We start from the raw sequence: 20,447 nt of genomic DNA on the forward strand, positions 1-20,447 counted from the left end.
TAGGCTCGCTGCCATGCATGACGTAGAGCCCCACGACGTAGCGCCCCTGGACGTGGATCCCCTGGTCGAAGCCGTCGAGTCCCTGGCGGATCGTTTCCGCTCGCTGCCGCAGAGCAGGCTGCTGGGCGCCGTGCCCGGGTACGGGTCGCGGGCGGCGGCCGCGCTGGAGCTGGCCCGGCGGCTGGTCGCGCTGACGGCGGCGGTGGAGGGCGGCCCGCGGCGGGAGTTCCCGGACGCCGGGGCCTTCGCGGTGGGGGACCAGCTGGCCGTCGCCGGGCACGACCTGGCGGCCGCGCTCACGGGGCTGCGGGAGGACGCCCCGGTGGGGCTGCCGGAGGGGCCGGCGGCGGCGGCCGCGGTGCTGGCCCGGGCGGTGGCGGCGGCGCGGGAGACGGCGGCGCTCTGCGGCTGAGGCCCGGAGGAGTCCGGACACGCCGAAGGCCGGCCGGGTCGGTAACCCCGTGACCCGGCCGGCCTTCGGCGCGCTGCTGCTGGTGAGCCGGTGTCAGATGCTGGCGACCACCCGGTCGGCCAGCACGTAGACGGCCTCCTCGTCGGTGGAGAAGGTCAGCGAGTACGAGCCGGAGAAGCGCGAGCCGCCGAGCAGCCGGACGTGCTCACCGGCGCGGACCGCGTCGATCAGCCGGTAGGCGGCCTCCCGGTCGCCCGGGGCCACGCAGAGGGTGGTGCCGTCGGCGAAGGCGTACACGTCCAGGGTGCCCAGCGGGCCCGGGCGGACGTCGACCAGGGCGACGGCCTCCTCGGCGAGGGCGGCCAGCCGGCTGTCCGTCCACTCCCGGGACGGCGCCTGGCTGGGCACGAAGTCGGGGTGCGAGGGGTGGCGGCGCGGGTCGGGCGCGGCGACCGGGGCCTCCTCGACGGCCTGGTCGGCGTCCAGCAGCCCGGCCTCCAGGCCGGTGGCCAGCAGGTCGGCCTCGCGGCGGGCCCGGGCGTCCTTGGTCTCGCCGGCCGGGTGGCCGGGGCGCAGCGGCACGCCGCCCTCGCCGCCGGGCTCGGCCGGGGCGGAGCCGCCCTCGTTGATCAGGTCCTCCAGCGCGGAGCGCAGCGCCTCGCCGAACTCCGGGTCCATCGTCCCGGCGTTGTCGACGGCGTCCTGCGGGCCGGTGGGGCGGGGGAAGAAGAGCGGCCACTCCTCGGTGCCGGAGAAGGTGCCGGAGAACGGGGAGTCGAACAGCGGCGCGTCCTCGGCCGCGCGGGCCTCCTGCTCGGCCCAGAACGCCCGGGCCTCCGTGATCTCCCGCTCGCGGTCGGCGGCGAGCGCCTCGGTGACGGCCCGGCGTATCGCGGCCTCGTCCACGGGTGCGGGCGCGGACGGGGCCGCGGCCCGTGCGTCCAGCCGGCGGGAGAGCCCGCGGAGGTGGAGCAGCACGGCGGTCGACACGGCGATCAGGATCAGCAGCAGGATGGTGTAGACGGCGCTCACGGAACGTACTCCTAGCGAGGAGCGGAACGGGGTTACGTGTCCACACTGCCGCATGCGGGGCTGTTACCGCAGGGGCGAATGTCCAATTCATCCCGGACTTTCGCTCTTGTCCCCAAATTGTTAGGTAACACCGTTCTACGCAGTGGAGTTGATCCGCTCCGCAGTGTCGATTTCCGGGTCGAAAACGAACGAAATGAGGGCCGGATCGACCTCTCGGTGTGATCCGGCCCTCAATTACGCTGCGTCACTCCAAATGGGTGGTCCAGACCCTTCGGAGGGCGCCCGGAGGGTCAGCTGAGGCGCTCGATCACCATCGCCATGCCCTGGCCGCCGCCGACGCACATGGTCTCCAGGCCGAACTGCTTGTCGTGCCACTGCAGGGAGTTGATCAGCGTGGTGGTGATCCGGGCGCCGGTCATGCCGAAGGGGTGGCCGACCGCGATCGCGCCACCGTTGACGTTCAGCCGGTCCAGGTCGACGCCGAGGTCACGGTAGGACGGGATCACCTGGGCGGCGAAGGCCTCGTTGATCTCGACCAGGTCGATGTCACCGATGGTCAGGCCGGCCCGCTTGAGCGCCTGCTTGGAGGCCTCGACCGGGCCGTAGCCCATGATCTCGGGGGAGAGCGCGCTGACGCCGGTGGAGACCACCCGGGCGAGCGGGGTGATGCCCAGCTCGCGGGCCTTGGTGTCGGACATGATCACCAGCGCGGCCGCGCCGTCGTTCAGTGGGCAGCAGTTACCCGCGGTCACGGTGCCGTCGGGGCGGAACACCGGCTTCAGGCCGGCCACGCCCTCCAGGGTGACGCCGGCGCGCGGGCCGTCGTCCGTGCTGACCACGGTGCCGTCCGGGAGCGTCACCGGGGTGATCTCGCGCTCCCAGAAGCCGGCCTTGATGGCGGCCTCGGCGAGGTTCTGCGAGCGGACGCCGAACTCGTCCTGCTCGGCGCGGGTGATGCCCTTGAGCGCGGCCAGGTTCTCGGCGGTCTGGCCCATCGCGATGTAGGCGTCCGGCACCAGGCCGTCCTCGCGCGGGTCGTGCCACTCGCCGCCACCCTCTTCGGCGCGCTTCTTCGTACGGGCCTGGGCCTCGTCGAAGACCGGGTTCATGGTGCCCGGCAGGCCGTCCGAGGTGCCGTTGACGCTGCGCGAGACGGTCTCCACGCCGGCCGAGACGAAGACGTCGCCCTCACCCGCCCTGATCGCGTGCAGCGCCATCCGCGTGGTCTGGAGCGAGGAGGAGCAGTAGCGGGTGATGGTGGCGCCCGGCAGGTAGTCCATGCCCATCTGGACGGCCACGATGCGGGCCAGGTTGTGGCCCTGCTCGCCGCCGGGCAGGCCGCAGCCCAGCATCAGGTCGTCGATCTCGCGCGGGTCGAGCTGCGGGACCTTGGCCAGGGCGGCCTGGATGACGTGGGCGGTCAGGTCGTCCGGGCGGACGTCCTTGAGCGAGCCCTTGAAGGCCCGGCCGATCGGCGAACGGGTGGCGCTGACGATGACGGCTTCGGGCATGGCGGGCTCCTCGCTGGGTGACGGCGGACCTGACGTCCGGGAGGAAAGTTACCGCCTGGTAGATCAGGCGTCACCCGCCCCAGCGTGTGAGCTGGCCGACGTATTCCCGGGGCCCCCGTCGGGGGTCGTACCAGCCTCCTTCCCGCTCTCCGGGCCGGGCAGACCGATCCGCAGCCGGTGCCTCAACTGGGCCCAGCGGCGGCCCGTGCCCTCCGCCGGTACGGCCGCCACCTCGGTGCCCTCCCGACCGGCCGCCGTGGCGGCCGCGACCGCGACCGGCAGCACCGCGCCGCCCGGGACGGCCGTGGCAGGACGCTCCTCCTCCGGCCAGAGCCCGAGCGCGGCGCAGACCGAGGGCAGCACGGCCATCGCGGCGGTCGCGTAGCCCTGGGCGGAGGGGTGGTAGCGGTCGGCGGCGAACATCTCCGGGCGGGCGGCGAACTCCGGGCCCAGCAGTGAGCCCAGCGAGACCGTCCGGCCGCCCGCCTCCACCACCGCGATGGTCTGCGCGGCGGCCAGCTGCCGGCTCAGCCGGCGGGCCACCCAGCGCAGCGGCGGCCGCACCGGCTTGATCGTCCCGAGGTCCGGGCAGGTGCCCACCACCACCTCGCAGCCGTTGGCGCGCAGGGCGGCGACGGCTTCGCCGAGCTGGCGGACGGCCAGCTGGGCCGGGCTGTGCCGGGTCACGTCGTTGGCGCCGACCATGATGACGGCGACGTCCGGGTGGTGCGGCAGGGCCTGCTCCAGCTGGCCGGAGAGGTCGGCGGAGCGGCCGCCGGAGCGGGCCACGTTGACCAGCCGGACCGGGCGCTCGGCCACCGAGGCGAGGCCCGCGGCCAGCAGCGCGCCCGGGGTCTCGCCGGCCCGGGCCACGCCGAGGCCGGCGCCGGTGGAGTCACCGAGGACGGCCAGCACGAGCGGGGCCTGCGGGTCGGCGGCGCGGTCGGCGAAGGCCTCCCCGTAGACGCCGTCCGCCTTGGGCGGGACGGTCTCCAGGACGCCGATGGCCTGGATGGCGAGTCTGCTCTCGGTCACCAGCAGGCCGACGACGCCCACCCCGAGCAGGCCGAGGCCGCCGCCGCCGTACGCCGCCGCGGTGGCGATCCGGCGGGCCACCCGGGCCCGCGAGTCCCGTGCCCCTGGCATCCGGTGCCCCCTTCACGTGCTCTCCTGCCGGCCCCTCCGGGGCCACGGCCATGCCTGCACAGCGCTCTTACCCGTGCGGAGGGCGGGAGTACCGGGGGTGCCACTGGGGGTGGGCCATTGGGGGAGGGGTGCAGGAGGGGAGCCGCGGGGCGGGTGCCACGCCCTACGCTTTGCAGTACCGAACTCCGCAGTACCGAAATCGCATGCCCACAGACCGGGAGGATCCCCGTGCGGTACCACAACTCGATCATCGACCTCGTCGGCAACACGCCGCTGGTCAAGCTGAACAAGGTCACCGAGGGCATCAGCGCGACAGTGCTGGCCAAGGTCGAGTACTTCAACCCCGGCGGCTCGGTCAAGGACCGCATCGCGATGCGCATGATCGAGGCCGCCGAGGCCTCGGGCGCCCTCAAGCCGGGCGGCACCATCGTCGAGCCGACCTCCGGCAACACCGGTGTCGGCCTGGCGATCGTGGCCCAGCAGAAGGGCTACAAGTGCATCTTCGTCTGTCCTGACAAGGTCTCCACCGACAAGATCAACACCCTGCGCGCGTACGGCGCCGAGGTGGTCGTCTGTCCGACCGCCGTCGCCCCGGAGCACCCGGACTCCTACTACAACGTCTCCGACCGCCTGGTCCGGGAGACCCCGAACGCCTGGAAGCCGGACCAGTACTCCAACCCGGACAACCCGGCCTCGCACTACCACTCCACCGGCCCGGAGCTGTGGGAGCAGACCGACGGGAAGATCACCCACTTCGTGGCGGGCGTCGGCACCGGCGGCACCATCTCCGGCACCGGCAACTACCTGAAGGAGGCCTCCGGCGGCAAGGTCAAGGTGATCGGCGCCGACCCGGAGGGCTCGGTCTACTCGGGCGGCACCGGCCGGCCGTACCTGGTCGAGGGCGTCGGTGAGGACTTCTGGCCGACCGCCTACGACCGCGGTGTCGCGGACGAGATCGTCGCGGTCTCCGACAAGGACTCGTTCCAGATGACCCGCCGCCTGGCCAAGGAGGAGGGCCTGCTGGTCGGCGGCTCCTGCGGCATGGCCGTGGTGGCCGCGCTGGAGGTCGCCAAGAAGCTCGGTCCGGACGACGTCGTCGTGGTGCTGCTGCCGGACGGCGGCCGCGGCTACCTGTCGAAGATCTTCAACGACGACTGGATGGCCGACTACGGCTTCCTGCCCTCGGCCACCGACGAGGCGCACATCGGCGAGGTGCTGGCCCGCAAGGAGTCCCTCGCGCAGGGCGGCGTCCCGCAGTTCGTCCACATGCACCCCAACGAGACGGTCGCCGAGGCGGTCCGGGTGCTGCGCGAGTACGGCGTCTCGCAGATGCCGGTGGTCTCCCCGGGCGCCGGCCACCCGGACATCATGGCCGGCGAGGTGATCGGCTCGGTGGTGGAGAAGCTGCTGCTGGAGGGCATCTTCGCCAAGGACATCGAGCTCACCGACACGCTGGACAAGGTGATGTCCAAGCCGCTGCCGGTGGTCGGCTCGGGCGAGACCGTCACCAACCTGATGACCGTGCTGGAGAAGGCCGACGCGGCCGTCGTGCTGGTGGAGGGCAAGCCGCAGGGCATCGTCACCCGCCAGGACCTGCTGGGCTTCCTGACCGGCCGCGCCCAGCACTGACCCGGCGTCACCACCGCCCCCCGCGGATGGATGCGGAGGATTCGTCCACGGGGGAAGTGGTACACCGGCGTCACCTGTCCGCAGCACGTGGTTAACACGGCTCGGGCATCGTGGTGGTCAACGGCAGGACGCCGAGTGAGGCGACGGCAACCGTCCGGGAGCGGCTCCCCGGCGACCGCGGTCGGCTCCGGACACATCGGGTGGCCCTGACCCGGCCGCTGTGTCCTCCCGCCGCGGGAGGCGCCGTCGTCCCGCCCCTGACCGGCCCCGGCCGGTCGACAGGGTGCGGCGGCTCCCGCGGCAGCACCGCGCCGCACGGCGCGTGTCCCGCGGCTCCCGGGTGGGGGAGCCCAGGCGGGGAACGGTGGGGCCGGTCCTTCTCCGAGGGACCGGCCCCTTCCGTTCGCGCCGTCGCACGTTCCGTTCGCGCCGTTCACGCCGGGCGCGCGGGGTGCACTCCGAGCGGCCGCCCGTGCGCCGCGCCGGGCGCGCCCGTCCCGTACGCTCGCACGCATGACCAGCACTGAAACGACCGACCAGGATGCCCCGCGCTACGTCCGGGTGAAGATCGAGCTCATCGCGGAGATCACCGACGAGGGCGCGCTCAAGGCGGCCGCCCTGGAGGCCGTCACCGCCGACGAGTACCTCGACGACGAGGAGCGCGCCCAGTCCGTCGAGGCCATCGAGGTGGACCCGTCGGGTTCGCTCGCCCACTTCATCGACCCCGTCGCGCTGCTCGGCGACGTGCCCGGCGTGGAGCTCGCCTCGGCGACCTGGGAGTCGGCGCAGACCGAGTTCGACCCGGACGACGAGGAGTGGGACGAGTACGCGGTGGAAGGCTCCGCCGAGTAGGGCGGGGAACCGTCGGGTGACGGTCCTCACCGTCACCGCCCGTGAACGCCCGGTCCGCTCCGCGGGCCGGGCGTTTTGTCCCTGTTCGTCGGGAAGTTGGGTCATCTCATACGATCGCTTACCCTTCGGTGATGGAACCGTGAACGGGCGTATTGCGTTTCTGTATCCGTAATGCCCGGGATGATCAGCAGGGAGACGCGACGTGACGGCACGGGACGGTCAGGGACGGGCGGCCGGAAGCAGCTGGAGCCGACGCGGGGTCCTCGCGGGCCTGATCGGAGCGCCCGTCCTGCTGCTGACCGCCTGCAACGACAACAGCGCCAACAGCGCCAGCGGCGGTAGCGGCGGCTCCGGCGGCGCGAACGGCACCCCGGCCTCCGGCGGTACGGGCAGCAGCGCCCCCAAGACCTCGGCCGCGGTCATCACCGTCACCCCGGCCGACGGCGCCGCCTCCGCGAGCTTCAGCGAGCCGGTCAAGGTCGCCGTCGCCAACGGCACCCTGACCAGCGTCAAGGTCACCGACACCGCCGGCAAGGAGCTGGCCGGCCAGCTCTCGGCCGACGGTACCGGCTGGACCTCGGCCGCCGCCCCCGCCAGCGGTACCAAGTACACCGTCGCCGCCGTCGCCCTCGACAAGGACAAGCTGGAGGCGGACTCCAACGCCGTCTTCACCACGGCGACCCCGGCCAACACCTTCGTCGGCTACTTCACCCCCGAGGACGGCTCGACGGTCGGCGTCGGCATGCCGGTCTCGATCAACTTCAGCAAGCCGGTCACCGACCGCAAGGCCGTCCAGCAGGCGATCACCGTGATAGCCGAGCCGGGCGTCGAGATCGTCGGCCACTGGTTCTCCAGCACCCGCCTCGACTTCCGGCCGCAGGAGTACTGGGCCAAGGGCACCAAGGTCACCCTCAAGCTCCGGCTCAAGGACGTCGAGGGCGCCAAGGGCGTGTACGGCACCCAGTCCAAGGACGTGAGCTTCACCATCGGCCGGGCCCAGACCAGCGTCGCGGACCTCGCCGCCAAGAAGCTCACCGTCACCACCGACGGCCAGGTCAGCGCGGTCTACAAGATCTCCGGCGGCTCGCCCGAGCACATGACCTGGGGCGGCAAGATGGTGATCTCCGAGCAGTACACCCAGACCCGGATGAACTCGCAGACCGTCAACCTGGGCAGCGAGTACGACATCGCGGACGTGCCGCACGCCCAGCGCCTCAGCACCTCGGGCACCTTCATCCACGGCAACTACTGGTCCTCGCCGTCGATCTTCGGCGGCCAGAACACCAGCCACGGCTGCATCGGCCTCCGGGACACCAAGGGCGCCCAGGACAGCGGTACGGACGGCTTCAAGTTCTACAAGTCCTCGATGGTCGGCGACGTGGTCGAGGTCGTGAACTCCGGCGACAAGACGGTCGCCCCGGACAACGGCCTGAACGGCTGGAACATGGGCTGGGCCGCCTGGAAGGCCGGCAGCGCCGTCTGACCCGGCCCCGCACCCCGACCGGCCGGACCCCGGTCGGAGAACCCACCGGTCGGAAAAACTCCCCGGGCGGACCGAACCTCGCGGTCCGCCCGAGGAGTAGGACGGGTGTGAAACGCGAGCAGAGACAGCGGCAGGACGACGAGTTCAGCGAGTTCGTCGCCGGGAGCGGTCGGCAACTGCTGCGGCTGGCCGAGCTGTTGACCGGCGACCCGGACCGGGCCAAGGACATCGTGCAGTCGGCGCTGGAGCGCGCCTACCTGCACTGGCACCGGATCACCGGGGACGACCCCACCGCGTACGTCCGCCGGATCGTGGTCAACCAGCACCGCGACTGGTGGCGCCGACTGCGCAACCACGAGCTGCCCGTCGAGCACACCCCCGACCGGCCGCTCTCCGACGACCTCGCCGAGCGGCAGGCCGAACGCGCCCTGCTGCACCAGGCGCTGGGCACCCTCACCCGCCGGGAGCGGACGGTCGTCGTGCTGCGGTACTACGGGGACCTCAGCGAGGCCGCCGTCGCGGCCGAACTGGGCATCGCCCAGGGCACGGTGAAGAGCACGCTGCACCGGGCCATGTCGAAGCTGCGCGCACTGCCCGAACTCGCCGACCGTTCCGGCGTGACGGCGAGTCCCACGACGCACATCGAGGTGACGGTATGAGCTTCGAACACCGGCTCGGCGAACTGCTCAAGGACCAGGACCCGTACGCGACCGGGCCGGACCCGGTGCCGATCATCGCCGCCGCCCGACGGCGCCGGGCCAGGCGCAGAGCCGGGACCGCCGCGGCCGCGGTCGCGGTGGCGCTGGTCTGCGGGGCGACGGCGGTGACGGCCGGCAGCGCCCGGCACGTCGGGCAGGTCGCGGGCGAGGCGGGGGCGGCGTTCAGCCCCGTCGCCGTCCCGAGCCCCACGCCCACCGCCACGCCGAGCCCCACGGCCACCGCCACGCCGCTGCCGCTCTCGCCGGTACGGCAGGTCGGCCCGGGGCAGCGCATCGAGATGGCGGCCGGCGCCCGGATGTGGGTCAGCCCGTTCGAGAAGTGCGACAACTACCAGCCGGACGGCTCCGACTCCGGCACGGACTGCCGGGACGTGCGCAGCGACAACCTGGAGCACGACAGACCCGCCCTCTACGCCCAGTCGCACGGCGACCGCGACCGCTTCATCGTCGCGAGCTTCTACCTGGGCCCGGTCGCCCCGGCGAGGATCGTCGCGTTCACGGGGGGCAGGGCGACCGTCGCCACCCTGGTCAGCACCGTCGGAATGCAGCGGTGGATCGGCTACTACGTGGTGCTGCCGCCGCTGCCGGAGGCGGATCCGGCCGCCCACCGGCGTCCGGTGAGCCCGGCGATCGCGGCGTACGACTCCGAGGGCAGGCTCCTGGCGGAGCTGCCGGGCACCACCGCCGACGGCGCCGACGAGCGGGCCCCGCAGCAGCTGTGACCCGGTCCGCCCGCAGCTCTGCTCACAGCTCCGCTCACCGCTTCGCGTAGTCCGCGAAGCCCTGCCAGTCGACGATCACGCAGGGCTCGTCACCGACGGTCCAGGCGTCGTGCCCGGGCGGGCAGAGCATGAAGTCGCCGGGGCCCACTTCGGCCTCCTGGCCGCCGTCCATGACGATCCTCATCCGGCCGGAGAGCACGTACCCGGCATGGGCGGCCTGGCAGCTCTCGGTCCCGGCGATCGGCTTCACGTGCTTGGACCACTGCCAACCCGGCTCGAACACGGCCCGGCCCACCGGGCCGCCGTCCAGGTTGACCAGCCGCAGTTCCCCCGTGCCCTCCTCGAAGGGGCGGACTTCCTCGGGATCGTCGAAGTTCCGCTGGTAGAGACCGGACATGGCGCACTCCTCTCCCGCGAGGACCGCCCGGCCGCCAGTGGGTGGCCGGGCCGGCCCTGCTGGCCCTTCCAGTCTGCGCCCGGATCGGGGATCGGTCACGTTGGGTGGTCGATCCCGGGGCGGGGCCGGGCGGGCCGGGGCGGTCCGAGGGGCGGCCCGGGGCCGGAGGTCAGTCCCGGGTGCGGGCCACGCCGATCGGGCAGGAGGCGCCGGTACCGCCGAGACCGCAGTAGCCGTTGGGGTTCTTGGCCTCCGACAGGTACTGCTGGTGGTACGGCTCGGCCGGGAAGAACGGGCCGGCCGGGGCGATCTCGGTGGTGACCGGGCCGTAACCGAGCGCGGTCAGCGAGGGCTGGAAGGCGTCCCGGGTGGCCACCGCGGCCTCGGCCTGGGCGGGGGAGTGGGTGTAGACGGCGGAGCGGTACTGGGTGCCCACGTCGTTGCCCTGGCGGTTGCCCTGGGTCGGGTCGTGCGCCTCCCAGAAGGTCTTCAGCAGCCGCTCGTACGGGATCACCGCCGGGTCGTACACCACCCGGACCGCCTCGGTGTGCCCGGTCAGCCCGCTGCACACCTCCTCGTACGTCGGGTTGGGGGTGTGGCCGCCCTGGTAGCCGACCAGCGTCGTCCAGACGCCGGGCAGCCGCCAGAAGGCGCGCTCGGCGCCCCAGAAGCAGCCCAGCCCGAAGTCGGCCACCTCCAGGCCCTCCGGGTACGGGCCGGACAGCGGGTGCCCGAGCACGGTGTGCGGCTCGGTCAGGGTGAAGGCCGGGGTGGGCCGGCCGGGCAGCGCCTGGTCGGCGGGGACCAGCGAGGTCTTGTGGCGGTTGAACAGCACGGCCTGCTCCAGCGGGTCGGGAAACCTGGCGCAGTGTCCAACGCGGACGGCCGCCCCCGGATTCCGGGAGCGGCCGTCCGTTCCGCGCGGGGGCCGGGAAGGCCCGCCGCGCGGTTTTCGCATGGTGAACACGTGTGCGACCGGTGGAGGTCGCGGCGGCCCCGGGGGTTCGGCGCACCGGGGTTCCGGCCCGCCGTGCCCCCGCTCCGACCTGCGGGTTCGTCCCGGTTCCCGGTTCGTGCGGGCTTGGCGGCATTCGCACACTAGGCTCGGACCCATGACCGAGCACCAGCTTCCTCAGGGCTTCGAGACTCTCGCCATCCACGCGGGTCAGGAAGCAGACCCCCAGACCGGGGCTGTCGTCACGCCGATCTACCAGGTGTCCACCTACAAGCAGGACGGGGTGGGCGGCCTGCGGGGCGGCTACGAGTACAGCCGCAGCGCCAACCCGACCCGCACCGCGCTGGAGGAGTGCCTCGCGGCACTGGAGGGCGGCGCCCGCGGCCTCGCCTTCGCCTCCGGCCTGGCCGCCGAGGACACCCTGCTGCGGACCATCCTCAAGCCGGGCGACCACATCGTCATCCCCAACGACGCCTACGGCGGCACCTTCCGGCTGTTCGCCAAGGTGCTGACCCGCTGGGGCGTCGAGTTCTCCGTCGCCAACACCCAGGACCTGGCCACCGTCCGCGAGGCGCTGCGCCCCAACACCCGCGCGGTGTGGGTGGAGACCCCGTCCAACCCGCTGCTGGGCATCACCGACCTCACCGCGCTCGCCGAGATCGCGCACGGCGCCGGCGCGCTGCTGGTGGTCGACAACACCTTCGCCAGCCCGTACCTCCAGCAGCCGATCGCGCTCGGCGCGGACGCGGTCGTGCACTCCACCACCAAGTACATGGGCGGCCACTCGGACGTGGTCGGCGGTGCGCTGGTGCTGGCCGAGGCGGGCCTCGGCGAGGAGGTCGCGTACCACCAGAACGCGATGGGTGCCGTCTCCGGCCCGTTCGACGCCTGGCTGGTGCTGCGCGGCATCAAGACGCTGGGTGTCCGGATGGACCGGCACAGCGCCAACGCGGAGAAGGTCGCCGAGCTGCTGGCGGGCCACCCGAAGGTCAGCCAGGTGCTCTACCCGGGCCTGCCCGAGCACCCCGGCCACGACATCGCGGCCAAGCAGATGAAGGCCTTCGGCGGCATGGTCTCGTTCCGGGTCGCCGGCGGCGAGGAGGCGGCCGTCGAGGTCTGCAACCGCGCGCAGCTGTTCACCCTCGGCGAGTCGCTCGGCGGCGTCGAGTCGCTGATCGAGCACCCGGGCCGGATGACCCACGCCTCGGTGGCCGGTTCGGCGCTGGAGGTGCCGTCCGACCTGGTGCGCGTCTCGGTCGGCATCGAGTCGATCGACGACCTGCTGGCCGACCTCAAGCAGGCGCTGGGCTGAGCCGGTTGAGGGGCCTGGGGCCCCTCACTGCCCCTGCTGGTCCGCCGTGTACGACTCCATCGCGAGGTTGAAGCGGGCCAGCAGGGCGCAGAACGCGCGCTGTTCCTCCGGCGGCCAGCCGGCCACCAGGCGGCGGGTCAACTCGGCCCGGCCGTCCCGGACTTCGGTGAGCCGGCCGACGCCGTGCGAGGTCAGCGCGAGCCGTACGGCACGGCGGTCGGCCGGGTCCTGCACCCGGCCGACCAGCCCGGCCGCGACCAGCGGGGCGACCTGGCGGGTCACCGTGGAGGAGTCCACGCCCAGCGCCTCGGCCAGCGCCTTGACGTTGGCCGGCCCGTGCCGCTCCAGCCGGTCGAGCAGCAGGTAGGCGGCCCGGTCCAGCACCCCGACCCCGCCGCCGCCGGAGGTCCGGACCTGTTCCATTCGGCGCGCGAACACCGCGAGCTGGTACTGGAGTTGGGTGTGCACGGGGTCGGTGCGGTCGGTGGCCTGGGGCGAGGTCGTCGTCATCGCGGCTCACGATCGTCGTGCGGTGAGAGAGACTCAGAAGCAGCAGCGTACGCGGGCCGGGCGGGCCCGGGAACAGGCCCGGCATGCCGGATTGCCTCTCCCCGTCCCCGTACCCTGGCGCCATGCACACCTGGCCGATCACCCTCGACGACGTCCGCGGCGCCCAGAAGATGCTCGCCGGGGTCGCCCGGGTGACCCCGATGGAGGGCAGCCGGCACCTCTCCGGGCTGATCGGCGCGCCGGTCCACCTGAAGTGCGAGAACCTCCAGCGCACCGGGTCCTTCAAGCTGCGCGGGGCGTACGTGCGGATCGCGGGACTCTCGCCGGTGCAGCGGGCCGGCGGGGTGGTGGCGGCGAGCGCGGGGAACCACGCCCAGGGGGTGGCGCTGGCGGCCGCGCTGCTGGGCGTGCGCTCCACGGTGTTCATGCCGGTCGCGGCGCCGCTGCCGAAGGTCGCGGCCACCCGGGAGTACGGCGCCGAGGTGCGGCTGCACGGGGCCACCGTGGACGAGGCCCTGCAGGCCGCGCAGCGGTACGCGGAGGCGACCGGCGCGGTGTTTATCCACCCCTTCGACCACTGGGACGTGGTCACCGGCCAGGCGACCGTCGGGCTGGAGATCCTGGAGCAGTGCCCGGAGGTGCGGACCATCCTGGTCGGGGTGGGCGGCGGCGGGCTGCTGGCCGGGATCGCGGCGGCGGTCAAGCCGCTGCGGCCGGACGTGCGGGTGGTCGGGGTGCAGGCGGCCGGCGCCGCCGCGTACCCGCCCTCGCTGGCGGCGGGGCGCCCGGTGTCGCTGGAGCACTTCGCCACCATGGCGGACGGGATCATGGTCGGGCGCCCCGGCGACATCCCGTTCGAGGTGGTCAACACGCTGGCGGACGGCGTCCGGACGGTCTCCGAGGACGCGCTGTCGCGGGCGCTGCTGCTCGGGCTGGAGCGGCTGAAGCTGGTGGTCGAGCCGGCCGGGGCGGCCCCGATCGCGGCGCTGCTGGAGCAGCCGGACTCCTTCGAGGGGCCGGTGGTGGCGGTGCTGTCCGGCGGCAACATCGACCCGCAGCTGATGCAGCGGGTGCTGCGGCACGGGCTGGCGGCGGCCGGGCGCTACCTGTCGCTGAGGGTGCGGCTGGCGGACAAGCCGGGCGCGCTGGCGGACCTGTTGGGCGTGCTGACCAGGGTGGACGCCAACGTGCTGGACGTGGCGCACGTGCGGACCGACCCGCGGCTGGGGCTGACCGAGGTCGAGGTGGACCTGCACCTGGAGACCAAGGGGCCGGAGCACTGCGCGCTGGTGGTCGGGGAGCTGCGGGACGCGGGGTACGTGGTGGTCGCCGGCTGAGCTCCCACCCTTGACGCGATATATCGCGTGCTGGGAGACTCGCGATACATCGCGTTCGAGTCCCACGGGCCGAGAATCGAGTCGCCTGTGTGCCCAAATTCGGGGCAAAGTGGGACAGATCGCCCCATACGTCCGAGGAGATGAGGCAAGGCCATGGCGCCAGCCATCCAAGCCGAGAACCTGGTGAAGACCTTCGGCGACGTACGAGCCCTGGACGGCGTCAGCCTCGACGTCCCCGAGGGAACGGTGCTCGGGCTGCTCGGCCCGAACGGCGCCGGGAAGACCACCACCGTGCGGGTCCTCACCACCCTGCTCCGCCCCGACTCCGGCCGCGCGGTGGTCGCCGGGGTCGACGTGCTCAAGCACCCCAACCAGGTCCGCAGCCTGATCGGCCTGTCCGGCCAGTACGCGGCGGTCGACGAGTACCTGACCGGCTTCGAGAACCTCACCATGGTCGGCGAGCTGTACCAGATGAGCAACCGCGCCGCGAAGGCCCGCGCGCTGGAGCTGCTGGAGTGGTTCAGCCTCACCGAGGCCAAGGACCGCACCGCCAAGACCTACTCCGGCGGCATGCGCCGACGCCTGGACCTCGCCGCCGCGCTGGTCGTCCGCCCGCCGGTGATGTTCCTGGACGAGCCGACCACCGGCCTCGACCCGCGCAACCGGCTCGCGCTCTGGGAGGTCATCGAGACGCTGGTCGAGCAGGGCACCACGCTGCTGCTCACCACCCAGTACCTGGAGGAGGCCGACCGGCTCGCCCACGACATCGCGGTGGTCAACCACGGCCGGGTGATCGCCCGCGGCACCGCCGACCAGCTCAAGGCGCAGATCGGCGGCGAGCGGATCGTGGTCGTGGTGCACGAGCCCGGCCTGGTCGGCGACGCGGTCGCCGCGCTGTCCCGCTACGCGCTGAGCGAGCCGACGGTGGAGAAGAACACCCGCCGGATCACCGTGCCGGTCAGCGGCGGCGCCCGGGTGCTCGCCGACGCGATCCGCGAACTCGACTCCCGCGGGATCGAGATGGACGACATCGGGCTGCGCCGCCCGACCCTGGACGACGTCTTCCTCACCCTCACCGGCCACGTCGCCGAGGAGCGGCCCGAGGAGGAGGACGGCGCCGACGCCAAGGCGCGCGGCCGGGGCAGGGGGAAGGGCGGCCCGGACGGTCCGGGCGGCCCGGGGCCGGACAAGCGGGCCGTCGCGGCCGGGAAGGAGAGCTGAGATGACCACCGCCACCGAGCACGCCATCGGACCGGCGATACCCAGGCAGCGCCGGGGGATCGCCGCCTCCCTGCACGACTCCTGGGTGGTCGCCAAGCGCAACCTGCGCCGGATGACCCGCATCCCGGAGATCGTGGTCTTCGGGCTGATGCAGCCGGTCATGTTCGTGCTGCTGTTCTCGTACGTGATGGGCGGGGCGATCAAGATCCCCGGCACCGACTCCAGCTCGGACACGTACATCCAGTACCTGATGGCCGGAATCTTCGCCCAGACCGTCACCTTCGCCGTCGCCGGCGCCTCGGCGGGCATCGCGGAGGACATGAGCAAGGGGCTGGTGGACCGGTTCCGCTCGCTGCCGATGGCCCGCTCCGCGGTGCTCGTCGGCCGCACCCTCGCGGACCTGTGCCAGACCGCGTTCACCCTGGTCGTGCTGGCGGTGGTCGCGCTGCTGGTCGGCTGGCGGATCCACGAGGGCGTGCTCAAGGCGCTCGGCGCCTTCGGCCTGCTGCTCCTGCTCGGCTACGCCTTCTCCTGGATCGGCGCGCTGATCGGCCTGTCGGTACGCAGCCCCGAGGCGGCCACCTCGGCCGGGCTGATCTGGCTGTTCCCGCTGACCTTCGTGTCCAACGCCTTCGTGCCGGTCACCTCGATGCCGGGCTGGCTCCAGGGGATCGCGTACTGGAACCCGTTCAGCGCCACCGTGCAGGCCTGCCGGGTGCTGTTCGGCAACCAGGTCGGGCCGGTGGACAGCGCCTGGCCGATGCAGCACGCGGCGCTGGTGTCGGTGCTGTGGTCGATCGTGATCACCGCGGTGTTCTCCTGGCTGGCGGTGCGCAAGTACCGCTCCTCCACCGCCTGATCGGGCCCCGGGGCTGATCGGGCTCCTGGGTTGATCGGGTCCCGGAGCTGATCGGGTCCTTGGGCTATCGGGTCCCGTGCCCGGCCCCGCCCGGAACGCCGGAGGGCGGCCGCGGAAGTCCCTGACTCCCGCGGCCGCCCCCGCGTCGTGGCGCGGCCGGATCAGCCGGCGTGCGGCACGACCTTGACGATCTTCACCATGGCCGGCTTGCCGTTCGGCAGCTCGTAGGTGGCCTCGTCACCGATCCGCTTGCCGTCGATCGCGCGGCCCAGCGGGGACTGCGGCGAGTAGACGTCCAGCTCGTCCGAGCCCGCGACCTCGCGGGAGGCGAGCAGGAACTCCATGAGGTCGTCCTCGTCGCCGTCGAAGGCGACCGTGACGACCATGCCCGGGGCCACCATGCCCGAGTCGGCCGGCGCCTCGCCGACCTTGGCGCGCTCCAGCAGCTGGGTGAGCTGACGGATCCGCAGCTCGTACTTGCCCTGCTCCTCCTTCGCCGCGTGGTAGCCGGCGTTCTCCTTGAGGTCCCCCTCCTCGCGCGCCGCCTCGATCTTCTGGGCGATCTCGATGCGCCAGGGCCCGGTCAGGTGGTCCAGCTCGGCCTTGAGCTGGTCGTAGCCGGCCTGAGTGAGCCAGGTCACGTTCTCACTGGTCTGGGTCACGGGTGCTCCTCGTAGGTGCTGGGGCTGTGCTGAGGGTGTGAGTCGTCAGCAGGGGTCGGTGGTGATATCGGTCTCAACTACAAAGCAACGCCCGCTCCCGTACCATCCGGTGCGGAAGGGGCGAAACCACGAGCCTAACAAGTCCTGCTGACAAGCGGGAGGGGCGTTTGCGCGCCATTGACGGCGGCGTTACGCCGAGGTGTACAGCAACCGGGTGCGGGACCCTCTACGGATGCCCGTTCTCCGGATCGAATATGCGCGCCGCCCCGGTCGGGGTGCGCTGTCCGGCCCGGGCGCGCCGCCCGCCCGGGGCGCGTTGCGCGGTCGGGGTGCGCTACTCGGCGGGAGTGCGCTACTTGGCGGGGGTGCAGCCCAGCAGCTCGGCGGTGGTGCCGCGCGAGGTGGTGCGCAGGGTGACCACCGCGTCGTAGCTGGAGCCGGCCGCCGGGACGGGGAAGTCGGCCACCCCGACCACCCCGTGGTCGTCGCCCTGCGAGCGGACCGTGCAGCTGCCGGCCTGCCCGCTGCTCTTGCGCACGGTGAGGTGCAGCTGGACCTCGGAGTCGGAGAGCACCTCGAAGGTCGGCACCGAGCCGTTGATCTTCGACTCGCGCAGCATGTAGGAGCCGCCCAGCCAGGCGATCAGGCCGAGGCCCAGCACGCCGCAGACCGCGCCGATCACCTTCAGGCGGCGGTCCGAGTCGCGGTCGCCGCCACGGCCGTAGCGCCCCTCGGGCGGTGCGGTGGCGGTGGTGTCTGCACTCATCGGACTCCGTCCTCTCCTGGGGGAGGGGCCGCCCGGGGTGGTGCGGGGGAATGCGACGCTCCTCCAGTCCGTCACTATAGGAGGGGCACGCCCGCGGCCGGTCCGGCGGGGGCAGGGCTCGGCCGCGCCGGCGACGATCCGCGGCCCGGCCCCGCGGCGACGCGGTCCCGGAGTGAGCGGTTCGTACGGTGGGCAGACCCGGACTTCGCGGAACGCCCGACAAGTGTGGAAGGAACGCAAGGCGTTGACTGAGCAGTTGCGACTGATGGCGGTGCACGCCCACCCGGACGACGAGTCCAGCAAGGGCGCGGCCACCATGGCCATGTACGTCGAGCAGGGCGTGGACGTGCTGGTGGCCACCTGCACGGGGGGCGAGCGCGGGTCGGTCCTCAACCCCAAGCTCCAGGGGGACCCGTACATCGAGGAGAACATCCACGAGGTGCGCCGCAAGGAGATGGACGAGGCGCGGGCGATCCTCGGCGTCGACCAGGCCTGGCTGGGCTTCGTCGACTCCGGGCTGCCCGAGGGGGACCCGCTGCCCCCGCTGCCCGAGGGCTGCTTCGCCCTCCAGGACGTCGAGGCGGCGGCGGAGCCGCTGGTCCGGCTGATCCGCGAGTTCAAGCCGCAGGTCATCACGACCTACGACGAGAACGGCGGCTACCCGCACCCGGACCACATCATGACCCACAAGATCACCATGCTGGCCTTCGACGCCGCGGGTGACCCGGACGCCTACCCGGAGGCCGGCGAGCCCTGGCAGCCGCTGAAGCTGTACTACAACCACGGCTTCCCGATGGGCCGCATCCGGGCCCTGCACGAGTACCTCACCGAGCACGGCCACGAGTCGCCGTACGGCGAGTGGATCGAGGGCTGGGAGAAGAGCGGCCGCAAGGAGCGCGAGATCACCACCCGGGTCCGCTGCGGCGACTGGTTCGAGACCCGCGACCGCGCGCTGATCGCCCACGCGACCCAGATCGACCCGGACGGCCCGTGGTTCCGCGTCCCGCTGGAGGTCCAGCGCGAGGTCTGGCCCACCGAGGACTACGAGCTCGCCCGTACCCTGGTCGACGTCGACCTGCCGGAGGACGACCTGTTCGCCGGCCTGCGCACCCCCACACTGGCGGCCGAGGCCGCCGACACGCGCGACTGAACCACCCCCCGATGGCCCGGCTCCCCGTGAGCCGGGCCACCATAGAGATATGAGCGCCTCCGTGAACCTCGTCAATCTCGCCGCTGACCTCGCCGTCGACGACGCCAAGGTCACCCCCGGCCTCCTCGGCTTCGTCGTCTTCGCCGCCCTCGGCGTCGCGACCTGGTTCCTGGCCAAGTCGATGAACCGGCAGTTCAAGAAGGTCGACTTCGTCGAGGAGCCGGAGGGCCCGAAGGAGTGAGCCGTCGGCCGGTCCCCCGTGGGGGCCGGCCTTCTCCGGAACCGGCTGGGGCCCGTCTGCGGTGAGAGCCGTCCGTTGGGTCCGTCTTCGGTGAAGCGTCCGCGGGGCCCGTCTTCGGTGAAGCCGTCCTGGCGGGCCGTCAGGCTTCGTAGGATCCCGAACCATGACGTGGTCGTGGCACACCGTGGTGCGCAGGGCGGGGTACGGAACGGCGGCGGCGGGGGTGCTGGCGGCCGCGCTGGCCGGGTCGGGGGACCCGGGGCCGCTGATCGTCGGCTCCGGCGCGGTGGCGGTGGTGGCCGGGCTGTTCCCGGTGCTCTGGGCCCCGGGGCGGGTCGGCGCGGTGGGCCCCTCGGTGCTGGCCGCCTGCGCGGTGTCGCTGCTGGTGACGGCCGGCTACCGGGGGCCGGCGTCCGGCGGCATCGAGTTGTGGTGGCTGCTGGAGGCCGTCGCGCTGCTCGCGCCGGTCGTCCCCGCGGTGCGCAGGCTGTCCCCGGCCGCCGCCTTCGGCCACGGCACGCTGCTGGTGGCGGCGGTGGCGCTGCTGCCGCTGCGGATCGCCCTCTGGGCCGAGCCGCCGGCCCCGCCCGTGGTGACCGTCAAGCTCTGCCTGGGCTCGGCCCTGCTGGCCTGCGTGGTGGTCGGGGTCGGCCGCTACCTGCGCTCGATGGACAGCCGCGCGCGGGCGGCGGTGGTGGCCGAACGGCGGGCGCAGCGCCTGGACCTGGCCCGAGACCTGCACGACTTCGCCGCGCACGACGTCACCGGGGTGGTGGTGCTGGCCCAGGCCGCGCAGGTGCTGGCCCAGAAGGACCCGGGGCGGGTGGTCGAGCTGCTGGCGGGGATCGAGGCGGCCGGTCGGCAGGCACTGGTCACCATGGACCGGACCGTCCAGGTCTTCACGGCGGACGACGCCGATCCGGAGCCGCGCGGGTCCGGGGCGGTCGCGACGGCCGACCGGGGCGCGGGGCGGGCGGCGGCGGGGGGAGCCGGTGCGCGCAGTCTGCGCCGTGACCTGAGCGAACTGCCCGCGCTGGCCGAGCGGTTCACCCGCAGCGGCTCCGCGCGGGTGCGGCTGGAGGCCCCCGCGGAGGCCGAACTGGCGGCGGTGCCGGCGGCGATCAGCGGGCTCGGTTACCGGCTGGTGGTGGAGGCGCTGACGAACGTCCGACGGCACGCGCCCGGGGCCCGGGAGGTGGCGATCGAGGTCGGCCCGGACCGGTGCGGCGGGCGGCCGGCGTTGCGCGTCACGGTCACCGACGACGGGGCGCCGGACGGGGCCGGGGGCTCCGGCGGTGCGGACGGCGGCGTGGGTGGCACGGGCGGCGCGGGCGGTGTCGGCGTCGGGCTCGGCGGGGCCGAGCGGGAGGGCGGCGGCTTCGGCCTCGCGGGCCTGCGGGAGCGGGTGGAGGCGGCCGGCGGCGAACTGACGGTCGGGCCGGGGCCGGAGGGCGGCTGGCGGGTCGACGCGGTGCTGCCGACGGAGGGTGTGGCGGGCCTCGGGGGCTGATCGGGCGGGGTGGTTCCGTCG

At 73.1% G+C, this 20,447-nt stretch carries 21 protein-coding genes; 13 read left to right on the forward strand and 8 right to left on the reverse strand.

What is annotated here, in order from left to right; translation table 11 throughout:
• Positions 1-13 precede the first annotated feature (13 nt).
• Complete coding sequence (locus ACFVU7_RS05360) at positions 14-412, forward strand: hypothetical protein (RefSeq protein ID WP_387821681.1); 399 nt, start codon at positions 14-16, stop codon at positions 410-412.
• Between the two features lie 93 nt (positions 413-505).
• Here ACFVU7_RS05360 and ACFVU7_RS05365 read toward each other — a convergent pair whose 3' ends face one another.
• The 3 genes from ACFVU7_RS05365 to ACFVU7_RS05375 all read right to left on the reverse strand — a co-directional run bounded on the left by ACFVU7_RS05365 (position 506) and on the right by ACFVU7_RS05375 (position 4,101).
• A complete protein-coding gene (locus ACFVU7_RS05365; RefSeq protein ID WP_049656499.1) occupies positions 506-1,444 on the reverse strand; it encodes a hypothetical protein in 939 nt (312 codons plus the stop codon).
• A gap of 290 nt (positions 1,445-1,734) precedes the next feature.
• A complete protein-coding gene (locus ACFVU7_RS05370; protein ID WP_049656496.1) occupies positions 1,735-2,955 on the reverse strand; it encodes an acetyl-CoA C-acetyltransferase in 1,221 nt (406 codons plus the stop codon).
• A gap of 63 nt (positions 2,956-3,018) precedes the next feature.
• Positions 3,019-4,101: an SGNH/GDSL hydrolase family protein gene (locus ACFVU7_RS05375; protein ID WP_387821684.1), complete on the reverse strand. Its 1,083-nt coding sequence runs from the start codon at positions 4,099-4,101 to the stop codon at positions 3,019-3,021.
• A gap of 228 nt (positions 4,102-4,329) precedes the next feature.
• Between ACFVU7_RS05375 and ACFVU7_RS05380 the strand changes: the two genes are divergently transcribed.
• The 5 genes from ACFVU7_RS05380 (at position 4,330) to ACFVU7_RS05400 (ending at position 9,506) form a co-directional block, all read left to right on the forward strand.
• On the forward strand, positions 4,330-5,730 hold the full coding sequence (locus ACFVU7_RS05380; RefSeq protein WP_049656493.1) for a cystathionine beta-synthase: 1,401 nt from the start codon (positions 4,330-4,332) through the stop codon (positions 5,728-5,730).
• 513 nt (positions 5,731-6,243) lie between these two features.
• The gene (locus ACFVU7_RS05385) at positions 6,244-6,582 is read left to right on the forward strand and encodes a hypothetical protein (RefSeq protein WP_063780291.1); all 339 of its coding nucleotides are present in this window, start codon (positions 6,244-6,246) and stop codon (positions 6,580-6,582) included.
• A 202-nt stretch (positions 6,583-6,784) separates the two neighbouring features.
• Entirely contained in the window at positions 6,785-8,065 is a 1,281-nt protein-coding gene (locus tag ACFVU7_RS05390; protein ID WP_049656491.1) for an Ig-like domain-containing protein, read from the forward strand.
• A gap of 107 nt (positions 8,066-8,172) precedes the next feature.
• Positions 8,173-8,724, forward strand: coding sequence for a SigE family RNA polymerase sigma factor (locus tag ACFVU7_RS05395; RefSeq protein ID WP_053112304.1), 552 nt, complete (start codon positions 8,173-8,175; stop codon positions 8,722-8,724).
• Entirely contained in the window at positions 8,721-9,506 is a 786-nt protein-coding gene (locus tag ACFVU7_RS05400; RefSeq protein ID WP_074001307.1) for a hypothetical protein, read from the forward strand. Before ACFVU7_RS05395 ends, ACFVU7_RS05400 begins: the two co-directional genes overlap by 4 nt.
• Before the next feature lie 34 nt (positions 9,507-9,540).
• On the opposite strand, the gene ACFVU7_RS05405 is transcribed toward ACFVU7_RS05400, so the two are convergent.
• Positions 9,541-9,903, reverse strand: coding sequence for a cupin domain-containing protein (locus ACFVU7_RS05405; protein WP_049654704.1), 363 nt, complete (start codon positions 9,901-9,903; stop codon positions 9,541-9,543).
• 169 nt (positions 9,904-10,072) lie between these two features.
• Entirely contained in the window at positions 10,073-10,738 is a 666-nt protein-coding gene (gene msrA, locus ACFVU7_RS05410) for a peptide-methionine (S)-S-oxide reductase MsrA (RefSeq protein ID WP_049654705.1), read from the reverse strand.
• Positions 10,739-11,015: 277 nt separating this feature from the next.
• Here msrA and ACFVU7_RS05415 point away from each other — a divergent pair, with 277 nt between their 5' ends.
• Positions 11,016-12,170: a cystathionine gamma-synthase gene (locus ACFVU7_RS05415; protein ID WP_387968501.1), complete on the forward strand. Its 1,155-nt coding sequence runs from the start codon at positions 11,016-11,018 to the stop codon at positions 12,168-12,170.
• 24 nt (positions 12,171-12,194) lie between these two features.
• Here ACFVU7_RS05415 and ACFVU7_RS05420 read toward each other — a convergent pair whose 3' ends face one another.
• Positions 12,195-12,680, reverse strand: a complete 486-nt coding sequence (locus tag ACFVU7_RS05420) for a MarR family winged helix-turn-helix transcriptional regulator (protein WP_049654708.1) — start codon at positions 12,678-12,680, stop codon at positions 12,195-12,197.
• A 122-nt stretch (positions 12,681-12,802) separates the two neighbouring features.
• On the opposite strand from ACFVU7_RS05420, the gene ilvA reads away from it, so the two are divergent.
• The 3 genes from ilvA to ACFVU7_RS05435 all read left to right on the forward strand — a co-directional run bounded on the left by ilvA (position 12,803) and on the right by ACFVU7_RS05435 (position 16,097).
• Positions 12,803-14,017 carry a threonine ammonia-lyase gene (gene ilvA / locus ACFVU7_RS05425; RefSeq protein ID WP_074001308.1) on the forward strand — a complete coding sequence of 405 codons (1,215 nt, stop codon included), beginning with the start codon at positions 12,803-12,805 and terminating at the stop codon, positions 14,015-14,017.
• A gap of 153 nt (positions 14,018-14,170) precedes the next feature.
• The gene (locus ACFVU7_RS05430; protein ID WP_079271856.1) at positions 14,171-15,238 is read left to right on the forward strand and encodes an ATP-binding cassette domain-containing protein; all 1,068 of its coding nucleotides are present in this window, start codon (positions 14,171-14,173) and stop codon (positions 15,236-15,238) included.
• A gap of 1 nt (position 15,239) precedes the next feature.
• On the forward strand, positions 15,240-16,097 hold the full coding sequence (locus ACFVU7_RS05435; RefSeq protein ID WP_049654712.1) for an ABC transporter permease: 858 nt from the start codon (positions 15,240-15,242) through the stop codon (positions 16,095-16,097).
• A gap of 161 nt (positions 16,098-16,258) precedes the next feature.
• Here ACFVU7_RS05435 and greA read toward each other — a convergent pair whose 3' ends face one another.
• Together greA and ACFVU7_RS05445 are read right to left on the reverse strand one after the other, a co-directional pair.
• Entirely contained in the window at positions 16,259-16,759 is a 501-nt protein-coding gene (greA, locus tag ACFVU7_RS05440) for a transcription elongation factor GreA (RefSeq protein ID WP_049654713.1), read from the reverse strand.
• Between the two features lie 352 nt (positions 16,760-17,111).
• Positions 17,112-17,525 (reverse strand): DUF4307 domain-containing protein, encoded by a 414-nt coding sequence (locus tag ACFVU7_RS05445; protein ID WP_049654714.1) that lies wholly within the window; start codon positions 17,523-17,525, stop codon positions 17,112-17,114.
• A gap of 244 nt (positions 17,526-17,769) precedes the next feature.
• On the opposite strand from ACFVU7_RS05445, the gene mca reads away from it, so the two are divergent.
• The 3 genes from mca (at position 17,770) to ACFVU7_RS05460 (ending at position 20,426) form a co-directional block, all read left to right on the forward strand.
• Positions 17,770-18,675: a mycothiol conjugate amidase Mca gene (gene mca, locus ACFVU7_RS05450; protein WP_049654715.1), complete on the forward strand. Its 906-nt coding sequence runs from the start codon at positions 17,770-17,772 to the stop codon at positions 18,673-18,675.
• Between the two features lie 49 nt (positions 18,676-18,724).
• Entirely contained in the window at positions 18,725-18,916 is a 192-nt protein-coding gene (locus tag ACFVU7_RS05455) for a hypothetical protein (RefSeq protein WP_049654716.1), read from the forward strand.
• A gap of 163 nt (positions 18,917-19,079) precedes the next feature.
• On the forward strand, positions 19,080-20,426 hold the full coding sequence (locus ACFVU7_RS05460; protein WP_388044446.1) for a sensor histidine kinase: 1,347 nt from the start codon (positions 19,080-19,082) through the stop codon (positions 20,424-20,426).
• The last annotated feature ends 21 nt before the right edge of the window (positions 20,427-20,447 follow it).

The organism is Kitasatospora sp. NPDC058046, assembly GCF_042885595.1.
GTDB lineage: Bacteria > Actinomycetota > Actinomycetes > Streptomycetales > Streptomycetaceae > Kitasatospora.